Source organism: Streptomyces curacoi, from assembly GCF_001513975.1.
Lineage (GTDB): Bacteria > Actinomycetota > Actinomycetes > Streptomycetales > Streptomycetaceae > Streptomyces > Streptomyces curacoi.
On record NZ_KQ947989.1, the window covers coordinates 146229 to 165179 of the forward strand.

Here is an 18951-nt window from a genome sequence, read left to right on the forward strand (position 1 = left end):
GCCGGTGGCGAGATCGTCAGCCGTCCCGGAGCCGGTCCCGCAGCTCCCGTTTGAGGATCTTCCCGCTGGCGTTGCGCGGAAGCTCGTCCACGAACACCACCCGCTTCGGCGCCTTGAAGTGGGCGAGTCTCTCGCGGGCGTGGTCGATCAGTTCGGCCTCGGTCACCTCGCCGCGCGGGACGACGACCGCCGTGACCGCCTCGATCCACCGCTCGTCGGGCAGACCGATCACGGCGGCCTCGGCGACGCCCTCGTGCGTGTACAGCGCGTCCTCGACCTGCCGAGAAGCGACCAGTACGCCACCGGAGTTGATGACGTCCTTCACCCGGTCGACGATCGTGAAGTAGCCGTGCGCGTCCCGCACCGCCAGGTCGCCGGAGCGGAACCAGCCGTCCCGGAAGGCCTCGGCGGTCTCCTCGGGCTTGTCCCAGTAGCCCTCGCACAACTGCGGTGAGCGGTAGACGATCTCGCCGGGTGTGCCGTCGGGCACGTCCTTGCCGTCCTCGTCGACCACCCGGGCGTCCACGAACAGGACGGTACGGCCGCAGGAGTCCATCCGGCCCTTGTGCTCATCGGGTGCCAGCACCGTCGCCAGCGGGCCGATCTCGCTCTGGCCGAAGCAGTTGTAGAAGGCGAGCTTCGGCCAGCGCGCACGCAGTCGCTCCAGGACCGGCACCGGCATGATCGAGGCGCCGTAGTACGCCTTGCGCAGTCCGTCGAGGTCGCGGGTGGTGAAGTCGGGGCGGCCCGCGAGGGCGATCCACACCGTGGGCGGCGCGAAGAGGCTGTCCGCGCGGCCCGCCTCGATCAGGTCGAAGAGCTGGTCGCCGTCGGGTGCGTCGAGGATCGTGTTGGTGGCGCCGACGGCGAGATACGGCAGCAGGAACACATGCATCTGGGCCGAGTGGTACAGCGGCAGTGAGTGCACGGGACGGTCGCCGGCGCTGAGGTCCAGGGCGGTGATGGCGCTGAGGTACTCGTGCACCAGGGCGCGGTGGGTCATCATCGCGCCCTTCGGCAGGGCTGTCGTACCGGAGGTGTAGAGCAGCTGCACCAGGTCCTCGCCGCGCGGCTCGGGGCCGTCGTGGGCGGGGGCGGTGGCCTGTCGCGCGAGCAGTGAGTCGTCGGCGTCGCGCAGCGGCAGCGTACGGACACCGTCCGGGAGGCGGTCCGTCAGTTCCGGGTCGGCGAGGACGAGGGAGCTGCCGGACTGGCCGACGATGTACGCGAGGTCGTCGCCGGTGAGGTTCTGGTTGACCGGGACATGGACGAGGCCCGCGCGGGAGCAGGCGAGGAAGGCGATCAGATAGGCGTCCGAGTTGTGGCCGTAGGCGCCGACCCGGTCGCCCGGTGCGAGCCCCTGGTCGAGCAGGACGCTCGCCGCGCGCGAGACGGCCGCGTCGAGTTCCTCGTACGTCCAGGAGCGGTCGCGGTAGTCGATCGCGACGCGCGCCGGGGTGCGCCGGGCGCTGCGTCGCAGCACCCCGTCAACCGTGCTGCCGTGTGCAGGCGTCATGACACATGATCCTCGGTGCGTCGCACAGACAGGTCAAGCACCACCGCAGGACACCCATCAGGGATACATACCCGTTGGTACGCTCAACGGCTCCTTCCCTCAATGACGTTGGGAGGCACGATGCGCACCCGCCCCAGACGGCTCGTCGTCGCGGCCGTCGCCCTGCTCGCCGCCACGGCCGGGTTACCCGCGACCGCGGCCGAGCGGCAGGACCGGCAGGACCGGCAGGACCGGCAGGAACAGCTCTCGCACGGCGGTCTGTCCGCCGTCATCCGTTACACCGAGTACGGCATTCCGCACATCGTCGCCAAGGACTACAAGGACCTTGGCTTCGGCACCGGTTGGGCGCAGGCCGCCGACCAGGTGTGCACGCTCGCCGACGGGTTCGTGACCGTGCGCGGCGAGCGCTCGCGGTTCTTCGGGCCGGACGCGGCGACCGACTTCTCCCTCTCCTCGGCCACCAGGAACCTCTCCAGCGACCTGTACTTCCGCGGCGTACGTCAGACCCGCACGGTGGAAAGGCTGCTCGCCGAACCGGCACCGCGCGGCCCGAGCCGTCAGGTCGAGGACCTCATGCGTGGCTTCGCGGCCGGATACAACGCCTGGCTGAAGCAGAACCGGATCTCCGACCCCGCCTGCCAGGGGGCCGCCTGGGTGCGGCCGGTCACCCCGTTGGACGTGGCCGCCCGCTTCTACGCCATCGCCGTGCTCGGCGGCCAGGGCGGCGCCGTGGACGACATCACGTCCGCCCGGCCGCCCACCGGATCCGCCGCCCGCGCCAAGGGCGGGGGGACCGGTCCGGCCGCCGAGGCCCTGATCCGGGCCGTGCGCGAACGGACCGACGGCGCCGCCATGGGATCGAACGCGGTCGCCTTCCACGGTGCCACCACGGCGAGCGGCCGCGGTCTGCTGCTGGGCAATCCGCACTATCCGTGGCACGGCGGACGCCGTTTCTGGCAGGCGCAGCAGACGATTCCCGGCGAGCTGAACGTGGCAGGCGCCTCGCTGCTCGGCTCGCCGACGGTCTCCATCGGTTACAACGCCCATGTGGCGTGGAGCCACACCGTCTCGACCGGCGTCCCGTTCAATCTGCACCAGCTGACGCTGGATCCGGCCGACCCCACCGTCTACCTCGTGGACGGCAAGCCCGAGCGGATGACGAAGCGCACCGTGACCGTCGCGGTCAAGGGTGGCACGCCGGTGACCCGCACCCAGTGGTGGACCCGGTACGGCCCGGTCGTCGCCTCGGCCGACGGCGAGCTCCCGCTGCCGTGGACCGCCACGACGGCGTACGCGCTGAACGACCCCAACGCGGGGAACCTGCGGTTCGCCGACACCTCGCTGGGCTTCGGCAAGGCGCGCGGCACGGCCGACGTCCTCGCCTCCCTCGCGCGGCACCAGGGCCTGCCGTGGGTGAACACCATCGCCGCGGACTCCTCCGGGCACTCCCTCTACACCCAGTCGCAGGTGCTGCCCCGGATCACCGACGACCTGGCGGCGCGGTGTTCCACGGCCCTCGGCAGGGCCACCTATCCGGCGGCCGGCCTCGCGGTGGTCGACGGCGCCCGCGGCGACTGCGCGCTCGGCAGCGACGCCGACGCGGTCCAGCCCGGTGTCTTCGGGCCGGCCCGGATGCCGACACTGAAGGACGCGCCGTACGCGGAGAACTCCAACGACAGCGCGTGGCTGGCCAACGCCGACCGGCCGCTCACCGGATACGAGCGGGTCTTCGGGACCATCGGTACGCAGCGCTCACTGCGCACCCGTGGCGCGATCGAGGACGTGGCGGCGATGGCCGAGCGGGGCGGTCTGACCGTCCGCGATCTGCAGCGGCAGCAGTTCGTGAACCGGGTGCCGGCGGCCGACCTGGCCGCGGGCGACGCGGCCGAGGCGTGTGCCGCGCTGCCCGGCGGTGCGGCGACCGGCAGCGACGGCAGGGCCGTTGACGTGTCCGAGGCCTGCCCGGTGCTCGCCGCCTGGGACCGCACCATGGACACCGGCAGCCGCGGGGCCCTGCTCTACGACCGGTTCTGGCGCAAGCTGGTGACGAAGGTGCCGGCCGCCCAGCGGTGGAAGGTGCCGTTCTCGGCGGCGGACCCCGTCCGCACCCCGCACACCCTCAACACCGGCGCCCCGGGCTTCGCCACGGCCCTCGCGGACACGGTCGCGGAGCTGAGGGCGGCGGGCATCGCGCTCGACTCCCGCCTCGGTGAGCACCAGTTCGTCGAACGGAACGGTCAGCGCATCCCCGTTCCGGGCGGCACCGAGGGGCTGGGCGTGTGGAACAAGATCGAGCCCGTGTGGGACCAGGCGCGCGGCGGCTACCGGGAGGTGTCGATGGGCTCCAGTCATATCCAGGCGGTGGGCTGGGACGGCAGCCGCTGTCCGGTTGCCCGTACTCTGCTGACATACTCGCAGTCCTCGAATCCCGGCTCGCCGCATTACCGCGACCAGACGCGGCTGTTCTCCCAGGAGAAGTGGGTGAAGTTCCGCTTCTGTGAGAAGGACATCCTGTCGTCGCCCGCGCTGAGCGTGCTCCGGGTGAGCGACAAGCTTTGACGACGAGTGGTCCCGCGGTGACGCGGGACCACTTTCCGATCGCCGCGAATTCAGCCCTGTGCCTCTCTGTGCTCCCGTGCGCCCCCCTGCAGAAAGGATCCAAGGCAACAAACACCGGTTCGGATTGGGCAGGACATTACTCAGGGACCAAGTCAATGTAATGCCCATCGATTTCGCGTGTCGAATGAGGCAGGGGGGTATTCGATGAACCGTGTCGCGCCTGAACGAGAACACGCATGGCGGGTGGGTACTGCGCCGGGCATATTCCCGTTCATCGGCCACGGTATCGCTTTGTACCGTCGCCCGCTGGCTTTTCTGAATTCATTGCGCGCTCACGGGGACCTGGTCGAGATACGGCTGGGTCCGCAGCGCGCCTGGATGGTGTGTCACCCGGAGTTGGTCCACCGGGTGCTCATGGACTCACGCACGTTCGACAAGGGAGGCCCGCTCTACGACAGGCTGCGGCCGCTGCTGGGTGACGGGGTCGGCACCTGCCGCCATCAGGAGCACCGGCGCCAGCGCAGGCTGCTCCAGCCGGACTTCCGTACGGCCCGCGTCGCCGACCACACGGCTTGGATGGGCGAGGAAGTGGAGTCGGTGTGCCGTGAGTGGCGGGCCGGCCGGCAGGTCGACGTCAGCGCGACCATGCTGGCACTGACGACGCGGGTGGTCAGCCGTGTCCTGTTCTGCGACTCGCTCGACGCCACGACGGCCGCCGAGATGCGCGGCTGCCTCGCCACCATCGTCCGCGGCCTGTTCGTCCGGACGGTGGTGCCGGTCGACGCCCTCTTCCGCGTTCCCACGCCCGCGAACCGTCGTTACCGGCGTGCGGAAGACCGCCTGCACGCGATCGTCGACGCGGCCATCGCCGAACGCCGAGGGGGCACTTCGGACCGGACCGACGTGCTGGGGACTCTGCTGGCGGCCACGCGGGACCAGGGCGCAACGGCGATCACCGAACAGGAGGTCCACGACCAGCTCATCACACTCCTGTTCGCGGGGGCCGAGACCACCGCCCTGTGTCTCACCTCCGCCCTGGACATGCTGGCGCGGCATCCGGAGGAGGAGCGCCGGCTGCACGCCGAGGTCGACGCCGTGCTCGACGCGGGCCGGCTGCCCGGTCCCCACGAGCTGCCGCGCCTGGTCCGCACCCGGCTCGTCCTCACCGAGACACTTCGCCACCGTCCGCCGGGCTGGCTCTTCACCCGCGTCACCACCAAGGAAACGGAGCTGGCCGGCCACCGTCTCCCTCGGGGCGCCACCGTCCTGTACAGCCCGTACCTCCTGCACCACGACCCCGCCTCGTTCCCCGACCCCGACCGCTTCCGCCCCGACCGCTGGCTGCCGGGGCAGGCCGTCGGCGTCCCGCACAAAGCGATGATTCCGTTCGCCGCGGGCAGCCGTAAGTGCATCGGCGACACTTTCGCCATGGCGGAGGCAACCCTGGCGCTGGCGTTCGTCGCGCGGAACTGGCGGCTGCGCCACCTGCCCGGACACGTGGAGCGGCTGCGTCCCGCGGCGACCCTGGGGCCGAGGTCACTGGTGATGGTCTGCGAACCACGGGCACCCCGACCGACCGGCACACCGCCTCCGGCGGACTCCCCCAAATCCCGGGCAGTTGCGGCGCCCGGCGTACACGACCCCCGAACGGCAGGTGGCGACTGTGTCGACGACGCATGAGGAAGTCACGCTCACCCCGCAGAACGGAATTCCGGCCTCCAACCTGACGCAACTGATCGACGCCCATCTCCATATGCCGTTCCCGTTCCTGAGCAATCGCCACGCGTCCGAAGCGGCCGCCGGCGTCGACGCATGGTTACGCGCATGCGGGCTGACCGGCGAACTGGGGGTGACGGCGATGATCGCCTTCACTCGGCCGGCCGAACTCGCGTCCTACAACAGTCCGACGGTGGAGTTGGACATCCTCCAGATCGTGGCCAACCAAATCGCCTATCAATTCATCTTCGACGACCGGGCGGAAGAGATCGGCCGGCGGTCACCGGGCGGCCTGCTGCCCATGCTGAGCGAGAGCATCGCAATCCTGCGCGACGACGCCCCGCCCAGCACGCGCCTCGGGGCGGCGCTGGCCGACCTCCACCGGCAGGTCCGAGAACGGTGCACCCCCGCGCAGGCCGCGCGCTGGGCCTGGAAGAGCCGCGAATACGTGCACGGCCTCCTGTACGAGGCGGTGGCCCAGGCCCATCCCCGCCCCCCACGCATGGGACTGAGCACCTCGATACGTTCCCTCACCGCGGGCGTCGAGCCCTTCTACCCGTTGGCCGAAGCGGCGCAACCGTGCGAGCTGTCCGCCGAGGAGCTCCATCACCCCGTCGTACAACGCCTGAGCCGGCTGTCCGCCGACGCGGCCGTGTGGATACCCGACCTCTTCTCCGCGGTGAAGGAGCAGCGGGCGGGCGGAATGATCAATCTGGCCCTCGCCCACCAGCGGGCGCACCGGTGCTCCCTGCCGACGGCCGTCATGCTGGCCATCCGGCAGATCAACAGCACGATCAGGGAGTTCGAGCGGCTCTTCGAGGAGATCAAACCCGAGTTGAGCCCTGCCGGGATCGGCTACGTGGAAGGCATGGCCGGCTGGATCCGCGGGTGTTACTACTGGTCCCGCACCGTGCCGCGCTACGCCGACGCGGCGCTGACGCCCGCCCTCGTGTGAGGCCTCGTGCGCCCGCCGAAGCCGCGCGGCGGGCGCACGGGGCCAAGCACAGCCACAGCCACAGCCACAGCCACAGCCACAGCCACAGCCACAGCCACAGCCACAGCCACGACCGATTGTCCTCGACGGCCGCGCCTCCGAAAGGCACTCATTCGGACCTGACTACCCGAACGGCGGAGAACACAACCACTTCCGCACAGGATTTCACCCGTATCTGTCATCCCCGTACCCGAATGCACCCACCGGGCGCTCACCATGGGCGTACGCTCTGCGCTGTCCTCCGAGGATCAACGACAGGAAGCGGTAGGGCACATGGCGCATGGGTCGCGGCAACCGGACACCGAGCCCCGCCCGTTGCTGGAACGCCAGCGGGAACTCCATGCGCTCGACTCCGCCTTGTCGGACCTGCGCGACGCCGCCGACGGCCTGCAGCGGGCACGGCCCAGCGGACTGCTCGCCTTCACCGGCCCGGCCGGGCTGGGCAAGACGGCGCTGCTCACCGAGGCACGCGCCCGCGCCGCGGCCCGTGGGTTCACGGTGCTCTCGGCATGGGGTGGCGAGAAGGAACAGGAGCCGGCGTTCCGGCTGGTGCGCCAGCTCATCCAGCCCACCCTGGCCACGATGGACGAGGCCCGACGGCGGGACTTCCTGGGAAGTTGGTACGACATCATCGCCGCCGCGCTCGGCCTGGAGGCGACGGACACCGCCCGCGCGCCGGACCCGACCGGGGTGCGCGACGGCCTCGACTGGGTCATGACGCGTCTCGCGGCGATGAAGGCGCCCCTCGTCCTGCTCCTGGACGACCTGCACTGGGCCGATCTCGAGTCGCTCGGCTGGCTGGCCTCGTTCGCTCCGCGGGCCGCCGGTCTGCCGCTCCTGCTCGTCACCGCCTACCGGCCCGACGAACTGCCGCCCGAGGCGGCGCCCTTCCGCACGGTCGTCGAACGTCACGGGAACCGCCCGTACCCGCTGGCGCGGCTCAGCGCCGCCGGCGTGGCCCGGATCGTACGGAACGAACTGGGCGAGGGAGCCGAGGACGAGTTCTGCGACGAGTGCTGGTCGGTCACCGGCGGGAGCCCGTTCGAGACCGTGGAACTCGCCATCAGGCTCGCGGAGCGGAATCTGAAGGGCGCTCAGCACGAGTTGCCCGCGATGCGGGACCTGGCCACCGCGGTCAAGGGCCCTGGACTGATCGAGAGCCTGCGCGCGCTCGGCACGACCACGGTCCGGTTCGCCCATGCCGCAGCCGTGCTGGGTCCGCCGGTGTCGCAGGAACTCGCCGCCACGCTCGCGGTGATCGGCAGCGAGGACGCCGTACAGGCGACCGAGAAGCTGCGCGCCGCGCGGATCCTGGCCGACGCGGAAGGGCCCGGGGGCGGTCTCGAGTTCGTCCACCCGCTGATCGCCACGACGATCTACCGGTCCATCCCCTCAAGTCTGCGGGTCGGCCTGCACGACCGGGCCGCGGAGGCCGTCCGCGCGGCGGGGTTCGGGCCGACCGCGGCCGCCCGGCATCTGCTGGAGGTCCCCTGCGAAGGCAGGCCCGAGGTGGTCTCGTGCCTGCGGGACGCCGCCCGCGAGTACCTTCGGGCCGGGGCTCCGGAGGCTGCCCGGCGTGTCCTGTCCCGAGCGCTGCAGGAGCCACCGCTTCCGGAGGACCGGGCCGCCCTGCTGCATGAGCTCGCGTGCTCGACCTTCCTGATCGAGCCCACGGCCACGGTCAGCCATCTCCAGGAGGCGCTGGCGGAGCCCGGGGTGGATCCCCGGCTGCGGGCCTCCATCGTCTACCGGCTCACCCAGGCGCTGGCCCACACGGACCGGCTGGCCGAGGCGGCGACCGTGTCCGCCGACGAGGCCCGGCTCGCCACGCATCCACGGATCCGGCTGCGCATGCAGGCCGATCACTTCGTCTGGAGCGCCTTCCGCGCCGACGAGCCCGACTCGTTCGCCCGCTCGCGCCGGCTGGCACGGCTGGCCGAGCGACTGACCGGCCGCCATCTGGAGGAGCGGTACATCCTGGGGCTGCGGGCGTGGGACGCCATGGTGCGCGGCGAGCCCCGCCAGACGGTCCTCGGATGCGCCGAGGAGGCCCTGCGCGGCGGTCTGAGCTGGACGGACGAGAACCGGGGCTTCGAGGTGCCCGTATCGGTCGCCCTGGTGTTCATGTACTGCGACCAGCCGCGGCGGGCCGAAGAGCTGTTCACCAAGGGCATGGCCGAGTGCCAGCGGATGGGCTGGCGCGGCTCCCACCTGGCGCAGGGGCAGACTCTCCTCGGCTACATCCGCTACCGCCGCGGCTGCCTCCCCGAGGCGGAGGAGTTCGTGCGGGCCGGGCTGCGCACCGCCAACCGTGTGGCGGGGGCCGTACCCGCGCAGTGGTTCGCCATCGGCATCCTCATCCAGACCCTGCTCGCCCGGGGCCGCACCGCCGACGCGCGTCACCTCGCCGACTCCTATCACTACGGCGAGGTCGTCCCGAACGCCGTCATCTACCCCGATCCCCGCACGGTGTACGCCGAACTGCTCCTGGCCGAGGGCCGGCATGACGAAGCGGAGCGCCTTCTGTCCGACGTCGGGGAATGGCTGGACGCACGGGGCTCGTGCAACCCCTCTTGGTGCCCCTGGCAGCTGCATCTGGCGTCCGCCGTCGCGCCCACCGCCCCCGACCGTGCGCTCTGCCTCGCCCGGGACGCCGTCAAGCGGGCCCGGGACTTCGGTGCCGCGTCGATGATCGGGCAGGCGCTCCGCGTCGAGGCCGAGGTGACCGGCGGAGCGGCGGCGCTCGAACTGCACGCGGAGGCCGTGGACCACCTGGAACAGTCACCCGCCTCCTACGAGCTCGCCCGTGCCCAGGTCGGCCTCGGCGCCGCCCTGTCCCGCAACGGCCGGGTGCAGGAGGCCGCCGATCAGCTCTACCGAGGCCTGGAAGGTGCCGTCCACTGCGGGGCCGAGGCGCTCGCCGCCCGGGCCAGGGAAGAGCTGTCGGCGGCCGGGCTGCGCCCGCTGCCGCTGCGCTATGCGCAGGCGGACACCCTGTCCGCGCAGGAACGCCGTACCGCCGAACTGGCCGTCCAGGGCCAACCGGTGGCAGTGATCGCCAAGGAACTGCGTCTCACCGAGCAGGGCGTGCGGCAGTTGCTGTCCTGCGTCTACCGCAAGGTCGGCACCGACGCCGCCGGTCTCGCCAAGGCCCTGGAGAGCTTCCCTCGCCCTCGCCCCTGAGGCCTCCCGTCCGGCCGCCGGACTCGGTGTCCGTGCCGGGCCTCGGTCACACGGGCCGCGCGCGTCCCTCCCAGTACGGGTCCCGCAACCGCCGTTTGTACAGCTTGCCGTTGGGGTCGCGCGGCATCTCGGTGATGAAGTCGACGCTCTTGGGCCGTTTGTAGCCGGCGAGCCGCTCGGCGCAGTGGTCGAGGACGGCGGCGGCGAGGGCGGGGCCCGGTTCGTGGCCGGGGGCCGGTTCGACCACCGCCTTGACCTCCTCGCCCCAGTCGTCGTGCGGGATGCCGAAGGCGGCGGCGTCGGCGACGGCCGGGTGGGCGAGGAGGACGGATTCGATCTCGGCCGGGTAGATGTTGACGCCACCGGAGATGATCATGTCGATCTTGCGGTCGCGGAGGAAGAGGTAGCCGTCCTCGTCGAGGTAGCCGAGGTCGCCGACGGTGAAGAAGTCGCCGATGCGGTTCTTCCGCGTCTTGGCCTCGTCCTTGTGGTAGGCGAAGCCGCCGGTGTTCATCTTCAGGTAGACGGTGCCGAGTTCGCCGGGCGGGAGCCGGTTGCCGTCGTCGTCGAAGACGGCGAGTTCGCTGATGGGCCAGGCCTTGCCGACGGTGCCGGGCTTCTTCAGCCAGTCCTCCGCGGTGGCGAAGGCGCCGCCGCCCTCGCTGGCCGCGTAGTACTCCTCCACGCACGGCCCCCACCAGTCGAGCATGGCCCGCTTCACGTGGTCGGGGCAGGGGGCGGCGCCGTGGATGGCGTGCCGCATGGAGGAGACGTCGTAGCGGGCCCGTACCTCCTCGGGCAGGGCGAGCAGGCGGTGGAACTGGGTCGGGACCATGTGGGTGTGAGTGCACTTCTCCCGGTCGATCAGCCGGAGCATCTCCTCGGGCGTCCACTTGTCCATCAGGACGAGGCGGTGGCCGATGTGCAGGGACGCGCCCGCGAACTGGAGGACGGCCGTGTGGTAGAGCGGCGAGCAGACCAGGTGCACGTTGTCGTCGAACGGGCGGATGCCGAAGATGCCGAGGAATCCGCCGAGGTACGCCTCCTCGGGCGGCTTGCCGGGCAGAGGGCGCCGGATGCCGCGGGGGCGGCCGGTGGTGCCGGAGGTGTAGTTCATGACCCAGCCGAGGGTGCGGGATGCGGGCGGCGACTGCGGTTGCCCGTCGAGGAGTTCGGCGTACGGCCGGAAGCCCTCGACCGTGCCGATCGCGTACCGGTGGGTGGCGGGCAGGCCGGCCTCGTCGGCGGCGTGGCGGGCGGGGGCGGCGAAGCGTTCGTGGGCGAGGAGCACCTTGGCGCCGGAGTCGGCGACGATCCAGGCGATCTCGGGGCCGACGAAGTGGTGGTTGATCGGGACCAGGTAGAACCCGGCCTGGCTGGCGGCGAGGTACGCGGCGAAGAACTCGGCACTGTTGGGCAGGACGACCGCGAAGGCGTCGCCGCGTTCCATTCCGGCGGCGCGCAGGCCGTGGACGAGGCGGTTGGCGGCGGCGTGCAGCCGGCCGGCGGTCCATTCCTCGCCGTCGGGGGCGATGAGGACCGTGCGGTCGGGATCGGCCGCGGCCTGGGCCCAGAAGCCCGGGGGAGGTGTGCTCGTCACTGGCCGCTCCTTCCGGCGATGCGGTTGATGCGATCGACGGCTCGCTCGAAGCCGCGGGTGAGGTCGTCGAAGACGGCCTGGACGCTGCGTTCGCTGTTCATCCGGCCGACGATCTGGCCGACGGGGGTGCCGAGCAGCGGCTCGACCTCGTACTTCTGGATGCGGGAGACGGCTTCGGCGACCAGCAGGCCCTGCAGGGGCATGGGCAGGATGCCGGGCCCGTTCGCGTCGTCCCAGGCGTCGGTCCACTCGGTGCGCAGCTGACGTGCGGGCTTGCCGGTGAGGGCGCGGGAGCGCACGGTGTCGCCGGAGCCGGCGGCGAGCAGTTTGCGGGTCAGGGCGGGTGAGTGCAGATCGGCCTCTGTGGTGGTCAGCCATATGGAGCCCAGCCACACACCTTGGGCGCCGAGGGTGAGTGCGGCGGCCACCTGTTGGCCGCTCCCGATGCCGCCGGCCGCCAGCACGGGCAGCGGGTCGACCGCCTCCACGACCTCGGGGGTGAGCACCATGGAGGCGATCTCACCGGTGTGGCCGCCGGCCTCGTAGCCCTGGGCCACCACGATGTCGATGCCGCGTTCCTTGTGCTTGACGGCGTGCCGGGCGCTTCCGGCGAGCGCGGCGACGAGCACGCCCCGGTCATGGGCGCGGTCCACCACGTCGGCGGGCGGTGAGCCCAGGGCGTTGGCCAGCAGCCTGATCGGATAGTCGAAGGCTACGTCCAGCTGGGTGCGGGCGACCTGCTCCATCCATCCGGTGATGCGCCAGCCGGACGCCTCCCCCTCGGCGAGTTCGGGCACGCCGTACTTGGCGAGGGTGTCCTTGACGAACTGCCGGTGCCCTTCGGGGATCATCGCCTCGACGTCGGCCTCGCTGACGCCTTCCACCTTCTTGGCGGGCATGACGACGTCCAGTCCGTAGGGCCGCCCGTCGACATGGGCCTCGGTCCAGTCAAGGTCGCGTTTGAGGTCGTCGGGGGCCGTGTAGCGGACCGCGCCGAGCACTCCGAAGCCGCCGGCCCGGCTGATGGCAGCGGCGACGGCGGGGAACGGCGTGAAGCCGAAAAGGGCGTGCTCGACTCCCAGTTTCTTGCTCAGCTCCGTCTGCATGGGCGCAGGATGCCGCAGTCCCCTGGACGACGGAAGACCAATTCTGATGCTGCGTCAGATTTCTGGACGCCCCGCAGCACCCTCGCGAGAACCTCCGGGGGTCGCCCGCCCCATTGACACATCCCGCACCTGACGGGAAAGTTTCACCGCGCAAGGAGATCCCGGAAAGATACTTTCAGATCACGGGAGGTCCCTGGATGGCCGCTGCAGGTGCGAGAGGACTGACCCGCCGCCAACTGGGCCGCAGCGCACTGGCCTTGGGCGGTGCCGTGGCCGTCGCGCCCTTCCCCGCCGGTCCGGCCGAGGCCGCGCCCGCATCCGGCCGTCACCCCACCCTGCGCCACGGCTCCGCCGAGCGCGCCGGCCTCCTCTCCGCCCACCTCCGCCGACTCGTCACCGACGCGCAGGCGTTCCTCGGCCCCTCCCCCAAGCACCCCTGGTACGCGGGCGCCGTACTGCTCGCCGGGCGCGGCGGCACCGTGGCCCTGCACCGGCCCATCGGGGCGGCGGTGCGCTACCAGGCGTACGACGAGACGACCGACACCGGCGTGGAGTTCCCGGCCGGTCAGCAGATCGCGATGGCCGAGGACACCGTCTTCGATCTGGCCTCGGTGTCCAAGCTGTTCACCTCGATCCTCGCCGTGCAGCAGATCGAGCGGGGCGCGCTGGCGCTGGAGGCGACGGTCGCCTCCTACCTGCCGGACTTCGGCCGTGCGGGCAAGCAGGACATCACCGTCCGTCAGCTCCTCACCCACACCTCGGGACTGCGCGCCTGGATCCCGCTGTACAACGCACCGACCCACGAGGAGAAGCTCCAGCTCATCTGGGACGAGCCGCCGCTGAACCCGCCGGGCAGCAAGTACCTCTACTCCGACCTGAACCTGATCTCCCTCCAACTGGTCCTGGAGAAGATCACCGGCCGTACGCTGGACACCCTCCTGCACGACGAGATCACCGCTCCGCTCGGCATGCACCGCACCCGGTTCAACCCGCCCGCCGCCTGGAAACCGAGGATCGCGGCCACCGAGGACGCCCGCAAACCCTGGTCCGGGCTGGACCGCGGGCTCGTGTGGGGCGAGGTGCACGACGAGAACGCCTTCAGCCTCGGCGGAGTCGCCGGCCACGCGGGCGTGTTCTCGAACGCCTGGGACCTCGCGGTCCTCGGCCGGACCCTGCTCAACGGCGGCGCCTACGGCAGCTCCCGCATTCTTCAGAAGGAGTCGGTGGAGCTGATGTTCACCGACTTCAACACCGCGTTCCCGGGGGACGAGCACGGCCTCGGCTTCGAGCTCTACCAGCACTGGTACATGGGAGCGATGGCCACCCCGCGCACCGCGGGCCACACCGGCTTCACCGGCACCTCGCTGGTCCTCGACCCGACGACCGACTCCTTCCTCGTCGTGCTCGGCAACTCCGTCCATCCGGTACGCAGTTGGCGCTCCGGCTCCGCGCCCCGGGTGGCCGCCGCCGACAACATGGCGCGGGCCGTTCCCGTCCGCCCACGGCACGGTCGTACCGCATGGTTCTCCGGAATGGCGAGCGCCACGACCGCAAGCCTCGCGCTCCCCGCGCTCGACACGTCCTGCGGCGACGCACGACTGCGGTGCGCCCTGTGGTGGGACACAGAGCCCCGGTCGGACGTCCTCACCCTGGAGGCGTCGACCGACGGGGGCACCAGCTGGCAGCCGCTCGCCTTCACGACGGCGCGCCACGGCGAGCCGCCGCAGGAGCATCCGACGGGCACGGTCACCGGCTGGTCGGGCCGCGTCTGGCACCGGCTCACGGCACAACTCCCGCCGCACCGGCAGCTGGTGCTCCGCTGGCGGTACGCGACCGACCGGCTGTACGTGGGCCGCGGCGCGTACGTCGACGGGCTGCGCGTCGAGGCGTCGGACACCGTCCTCTTCGACGAGGCCCGCCCGGCGGACGCGGCGCGGATCACGGCGAGCGGCTGGACCGCCGCCGCGAACTGACCGGCTCCGCGAGCCGACCGGCTCGGCGCGGCACGTGCACCGGCCCGTTCGGGCGGGTCACCGGACCCGCTCATCCGTCGGGGCCGGACTCCTGGAGAGCCCGGCCCCGGCGTTGCTCGCTACTCGTTGAAGACGGCCTTCTGGACGTCGTTCGGCCCGTCGAAGCGGTCGCGCTTCATGCCGTCGAGGCGGCTGACGATCTTCTCGTCGGCCTTGTTCTTGCGGGCGCGCTCCACCAGGTGCTGCTTGTCGGTCGGGTAGTCGGCACCGCGGAGGGCTTTCTGCAGGTCAGTGGGGCTGAGATCGGCCATGGCAGCCTCCCCGTGAGTCGTACGAATTGTCCGTTCTGCCCAGTACCCCTCCTCGCCGGAGGCATGTGCGTCATTCCTCGCCGGCCTCCAGGACGGCCATCGCCGCGTTGTGCCCCGGCACCCCGCTCACCCCTCCCCCGCGCACCGCGCCCGCCCCGCACAGCAGCACATTCGCCTGCCGGGTCTCCACGCCCCAGCGCCCGGTGCCCTCCTGGGCGTACGGCCAGGCCAGCTCGCGGTGGAAGATGTTGCCGCCGGGCAGGCGCAGGTCGCGCTCCAGGTCCAGCGGGCTCCTGGCCTCGATACAGGGGCGCCCGTCGGCGTCGGTCGCCAGGCAGTCGGCGAGCGGCTCGGCGAGGTGGGCGTCCAGCTGGGCGAGCGTCGACTTCAGCAGTTCCTCGCGTACGGCGTCGTTGTCCCGTGCGAAGAGCCGGGCCGGGGTGTGCAGGCCGAAGAGGGTGAGCGTGTGGTAGCCCTGGGCGACGAGGCCGGGTCCGAGGATGGTCGGGTCCGTCAGCGAGTGGCAGTAGATCTCGGACGGCGGCGCGGCGGGGAGTTCCCCGGCGGCGGCCTGGGCGTGGGCGGCGGCCAGTTGGTCGTAGCCCTCGGCGATGTGGAAGGTGCCGGAGAACGCCTCGCGGGGGTTCACGGAGCTGTCGCGCAGCCGGGGCAGGCGCTTGAGCAGCATGTTCACCTTGAGCTGGGCGCCCTCGGCGGGGGGCGGGGGCGCGTCGCCGGTGAGGGCGGCCAGTTCCTGCGGGGAGGCGTTCACCAGGACGTGCCGGGCCGCGGCGACGGCCTCGCCGTCCGCGGTCCGGTAGGTGATCTCCGCGGTACGGCCGTCCGTGTCGATCCGTACCGCCTCGTGACCGGTGGCGATGATCGCGCCCGCCTCGCGCGCCGCCGTGGCCAGGGCGTCGGTGAGGGCGCCCATGCCGCCGACGGGCACGTCCCAGGCGCCGGTGCCGCCGCCGATCACGTGGTAGAGGAAGCAGCGGTTCTGCTTCAGTGACGGATCGTGGGCGTCGGTGAAGGTGCCGATGAGCGCGTCGGTGAGGACCACCCCCCGGACCAGGTCGTCGGCGAACCGGTCCTCGATCGCGACACCGATCGGTTCCTCGAAGAGGGTCCGCCAGGCCTCCTCGTCGTCCACCCGGCGGCGCAGCTCCTCCCGGCTCGGCAGCGGTTCGGTGAGGGTCGGGAACACCCGCTGGGCGACCTCGCCGGTCATGCCGTAGAAGCGCCGCCAGGCCGCGTACTCGCGCTCGCCGCCGGTCAGCCGGGCGAACGCCTCCCTGGTGCGCCGCTCCCCGCCGCCGACCAGCAGTCCGGTCGGCCGTCCGGCCCGTTCCACGGGCGTGTACGAGGAGACGTCGCGGGTGCGGACCCGGAAGTCCAGGCCGAGGTCGCGCACGATCTTCCTGGGCAGCAGGCTGACCAGGTACGAGTAGCGCGACAGCCGCGCGTCCACACCGGCGAACGGGCGCGTGGAGACGGCGGCGCCCCCGGTGTGGTCCAGCCGCTCCAGCACCAGCACGGACCTGCCGGCCCGGGCCAGGTAGGCGGCGGCGACCAGGCCGTTGTGCCCTCCGCCGACGATGACGGCGTCGTACGTACGGTGTCCGGGGCGTCCCTCGTGTGCAGGCATGGTTCTTCGTAACACGTGATGATCTAGGTCGGCCATAGGTGCGGGCGTCCGGAGTCACGAGCCTCCGGTCGCCCGCTGCTGCCGCAGCACCGCCACCCTCCGGTACAGCTCGACCGCCTCCGCGCCCCGCCCGAGCTGCTGCAGGCAGTGAGCCTCGTCGTTGCGGCTGGCGAGGGTGTCGGGGTGGGCGGCGCCCAGGACGCGCTCACGGGCGGCGGCCACCCGGCGGTACTCGGCGAGGGCGTCCGGCCAGCGGCCCAGCCAGCCGAGGCTCACGGCGACCTCGCGCCGGCTGACCAGGGTGTCGGGGTGGTCGGGGCCCAGCACGCGCTCGCGGATCGCGCACACGTCGCGTGATTCGGCGAGCGCCTCCTCCCAGCGGCCGAGGCGGCCGAGGTTGACGCCCAGGCCGTGGCGGGCGCGCAGGGTCTCGGGGTGGGCCGGGCCGTGGACACGGGTGCGGTCGTCGATGAGCTCCCGGTAGAGCTGGAGCGCCTCCGCACTGCGGCCGAGACGGCCGAGGCTGATGCCGACCTCGTAGCGGGCGGCGAGGGTGTCGGAGTGGTCGGGGCCGAGGGCCTGGGCGCGGGCCTCGGCGACCTCCCGGTATGTCTGCAGGGCCTCCGCCCAGCGGCCGAGCTGGCCGAGCGCGTAGGCGACTTCGTAGCGGGTGACCAGGGTGTCGGGGTGGTGCGGGCCGAGGACGCGGGCGCGGGCGGCGGCGACCTCGCCCGCCATGCGGTACGAGTCCTCCAGGCGGCCGAGCCGGCTGAGGTTGAAGGCGAGGTTGTGGCGGCAGCGCAGGGTGTCGGGGTGCTCGGCACCCATGATGCGTTCGCGGGCGGTGAGCACGGACGTGTAGACCTGGTGCGCGTCGAAGTGGCGCCCCAACTGGCCGAGCACATACGCCATTTCCTGGCGGGCGGCGAGCGTGTCGGGGTGGTCCGGGCCGAGGGCGAGGCTGCGGGCGCGGGCGACGTGCTTGTACTCGCGCAGGGCGTCGGCGGCGCGGCCGGTGCGGCTGAGGGCGAAGGCGACCTCGTAGCGGCTGGCGAGGGTGTCGGGGTGGTCGCGGCCGAGCAGGTGCTCGCGCTCGGCGGCGACGGCCCGGTGCACCTCGCCCGCCTCGGTCCAGCGGCCGAGGCGGCCCAGGCTGAGCCCGGCGTTGTGCCGTCCGGCCAGCGCGGTGAGCGTCGCCGTGGACGGGGCGGGAGGTTCGTCGGGTGCGGCGGTCTCCTCGGGCCGGCCGGTGGCCGGGCGGGGGATCCACTCGCCGGTGAGTCCGGCTCCGGCGTCGGGGGGTGTGGTGCGCAGTCCGGCGCCGGTGGCCTTGTGGCCGGTGGTCATGCCACGGGTCCAGGAGGGCAGGCGGGGCTCGCGGGCCACGGGGTCCGGGGGCCTGAGGGCCGGCTGGGGGGTCACCACGGTCGGCACGTACGTCGGTGTCGTACGGCCCAGGCCGATTCTGCGGCCCAACTCGCGTCCGTCGTGCGGGCGTTCCTCGGGGCGTTTGGCCAGCAGGTCCAGGATGATCTTCTCGAAGTACTCGGGCAGTTCGGCGCGGTGGCTGCGCGGGGGCCGGGGCGGGGTGTCACGGTGGCCGACGAGGATGGCCCAGGGGTCGTCGAGGTCGAACGGCGGGACGCCGGTGGCGATCTCGTACAGGACGCAGCCCAGCGAGTACAGGTCGCTGCGCTGGTCCACCTCGTCCCCGCCGATCTGCTCCGGCGACATGTAGTGCGGGGTGCCCATCGCTATTCCGGTGCCGGTCAGCCGGGAGGTGAAGCCGATGTCGTGGCCGAGGCGGGCTATGCCGAAGTCGCAGATCTTCACGGTGCCGTCGGCCAGCCGCATGATGTTCGCGGGTTTGAGGTCCCGGTGCACGATGCCCTGCCGGTGGGTGTAGGCGAGGGCGGCGGCGACCTGGTCGGCGATGTCGACGACCTCGGGGACGGGCAGCGGGTGGTGCTTGTTGTCCTCCAGCAGCTGGCTGAGGTTGCGGCCCTCCAGCAGCTCCATGACCAGGAACAGGACGCCGTCGGACTCGCCGAAGTCGTGGACGACGGTCACCCCGCGGTGCTGGAGGGCCGCGGCCACCCGGGCCTCGCGGCGAAACCGCTCCCGCAGGACCCGGGTGAAGGACTGGTCGTGGTGCGGTCCCAGCGGCTTGAGGCACTTCACGGCGACCTGCCGGCCCAGCGATTCGTCGCGCGCACGCCACACCTCGCCCATTCCGCCCCGCCCGATCGGTTCGAGCAGCCGGTACCGGCCCTGAATCAGCCTGCTGTCCCCCATCTGCCGCGATCGCCCCCCGTCACGGTCCGCCCCGCCCTGGCCCGGCTCGT

The 18951-nt window shown here is 71.9% G+C and carries 11 protein-coding genes; 5 read left to right on the top strand and 6 right to left on the bottom strand.

What is annotated here, in order from left to right:
• Positions 1–16: 16 nt before the first annotated feature.
• Positions 17–1516 carry an acyl-CoA synthetase gene (locus AQI70_RS20910; RefSeq protein ID WP_062152324.1) on the bottom strand — a complete coding sequence of 500 codons (1500 nt, stop codon included), beginning with the start codon at positions 1514–1516 and terminating at the stop codon, positions 17–19.
• 120 nt (positions 1517–1636) lie between these two features.
• Here AQI70_RS20910 and AQI70_RS20915 point away from each other — a divergent pair, with 120 nt between their 5' ends.
• The 4 genes from AQI70_RS20915 to AQI70_RS20930 all read left to right on the top strand — a co-directional run bounded on the left by AQI70_RS20915 (position 1637) and on the right by AQI70_RS20930 (position 9968).
• On the top strand, positions 1637–4075 hold the full coding sequence (locus AQI70_RS20915) for a penicillin acylase family protein (protein WP_062152326.1): 2439 nt from the start codon (positions 1637–1639) through the stop codon (positions 4073–4075).
• Positions 4076–4279: 204 nt separating this feature from the next.
• Positions 4280–5755, top strand: a complete 1476-nt coding sequence (locus tag AQI70_RS20920; protein ID WP_079051398.1) for a cytochrome P450 — start codon at positions 4280–4282, stop codon at positions 5753–5755.
• Positions 5739–6746 (top strand): (-)-alpha-amorphene synthase, encoded by a 1008-nt coding sequence (locus tag AQI70_RS20925; protein ID WP_244181759.1) that lies wholly within the window; start codon positions 5739–5741, stop codon positions 6744–6746. Before AQI70_RS20920 ends, AQI70_RS20925 begins: the two co-directional genes overlap by 17 nt.
• A gap of 312 nt (positions 6747–7058) precedes the next feature.
• Entirely contained in the window at positions 7059–9968 is a 2910-nt protein-coding gene (locus AQI70_RS20930) for an ATP-binding protein (RefSeq protein WP_062152327.1), read from the top strand.
• 46 nt (positions 9969–10014) lie between these two features.
• On the opposite strand, the gene AQI70_RS20935 is transcribed toward AQI70_RS20930, so the two are convergent.
• Entirely contained in the window at positions 10015–11568 is a 1554-nt protein-coding gene (locus AQI70_RS20935; RefSeq protein ID WP_062152330.1) for an acyl-CoA synthetase, read from the bottom strand.
• Positions 11565–12674 carry an NAD(P)H-dependent flavin oxidoreductase gene (locus tag AQI70_RS20940; protein WP_062152331.1) on the bottom strand — a complete coding sequence of 370 codons (1110 nt, stop codon included), beginning with the start codon at positions 12672–12674 and terminating at the stop codon, positions 11565–11567. The genes AQI70_RS20935 and AQI70_RS20940 overlap by 4 nt, the downstream gene beginning before the upstream one ends.
• A 197-nt stretch (positions 12675–12871) precedes the next feature.
• Here AQI70_RS20940 and AQI70_RS20945 point away from each other — a divergent pair, with 197 nt between their 5' ends.
• On the top strand, positions 12872–14647 hold the full coding sequence (locus tag AQI70_RS20945; protein WP_062152333.1) for a serine hydrolase domain-containing protein: 1776 nt from the start codon (positions 12872–12874) through the stop codon (positions 14645–14647).
• 119 nt (positions 14648–14766) lie between these two features.
• On the opposite strand, the gene AQI70_RS20950 is transcribed toward AQI70_RS20945, so the two are convergent.
• The 3 genes from AQI70_RS20950 to AQI70_RS20960 all read right to left on the bottom strand — a co-directional run bounded on the left by AQI70_RS20950 (position 14767) and on the right by AQI70_RS20960 (position 18901).
• Positions 14767–14958, bottom strand: a complete 192-nt coding sequence (locus AQI70_RS20950; RefSeq protein WP_062152335.1) for a DUF2795 domain-containing protein — start codon at positions 14956–14958, stop codon at positions 14767–14769.
• Positions 14959–15028: 70 nt separating this feature from the next.
• On the bottom strand, positions 15029–16606 hold the full coding sequence (locus AQI70_RS20955) for a phytoene desaturase family protein (protein WP_208607407.1): 1578 nt from the start codon (positions 16604–16606) through the stop codon (positions 15029–15031).
• 54 nt (positions 16607–16660) lie between these two features.
• Entirely contained in the window at positions 16661–18901 is a 2241-nt protein-coding gene (locus AQI70_RS20960; protein ID WP_062152339.1) for a serine/threonine-protein kinase, read from the bottom strand.
• Positions 18902–18951: the final 50 nt, after the last annotated feature.

Coding starts and splice junctions, on each gene's coding strand:
- AQI70_RS20945 (WP_062152333.1), top strand. CDS start 12,872: ATGGCCGCTGCAGGTGCGAGAGGACTGACCCGCCGCCAACTGGGCCGC.
- AQI70_RS20910 (WP_062152324.1), bottom strand. CDS start 1,516: ATGACGCCTGCACACGGCAGCACGGTTGACGGGGTGCTGCGACGCAGC.
- AQI70_RS20915 (WP_062152326.1), top strand. CDS start 1,637: ATGCGCACCCGCCCCAGACGGCTCGTCGTCGCGGCCGTCGCCCTGCTC.
- AQI70_RS20940 (WP_062152331.1), bottom strand. CDS start 12,674: ATGCAGACGGAGCTGAGCAAGAAACTGGGAGTCGAGCACGCCCTTTTC.
- AQI70_RS20950 (WP_062152335.1), bottom strand. CDS start 14,958: ATGGCCGATCTCAGCCCCACTGACCTGCAGAAAGCCCTCCGCGGTGCC.
- AQI70_RS20930 (WP_062152327.1), top strand. CDS start 7,059: ATGGCGCATGGGTCGCGGCAACCGGACACCGAGCCCCGCCCGTTGCTG.
- AQI70_RS20955 (WP_208607407.1), bottom strand. CDS start 16,606: ATGCCTGCACACGAGGGACGCCCCGGACACCGTACGTACGACGCCGTC.
- AQI70_RS20960 (WP_062152339.1), bottom strand. CDS start 18,901: ATGGGGGACAGCAGGCTGATTCAGGGCCGGTACCGGCTGCTCGAACCG.
- AQI70_RS20920 (WP_079051398.1), top strand. CDS start 4,280: ATGAACCGTGTCGCGCCTGAACGAGAACACGCATGGCGGGTGGGTACT.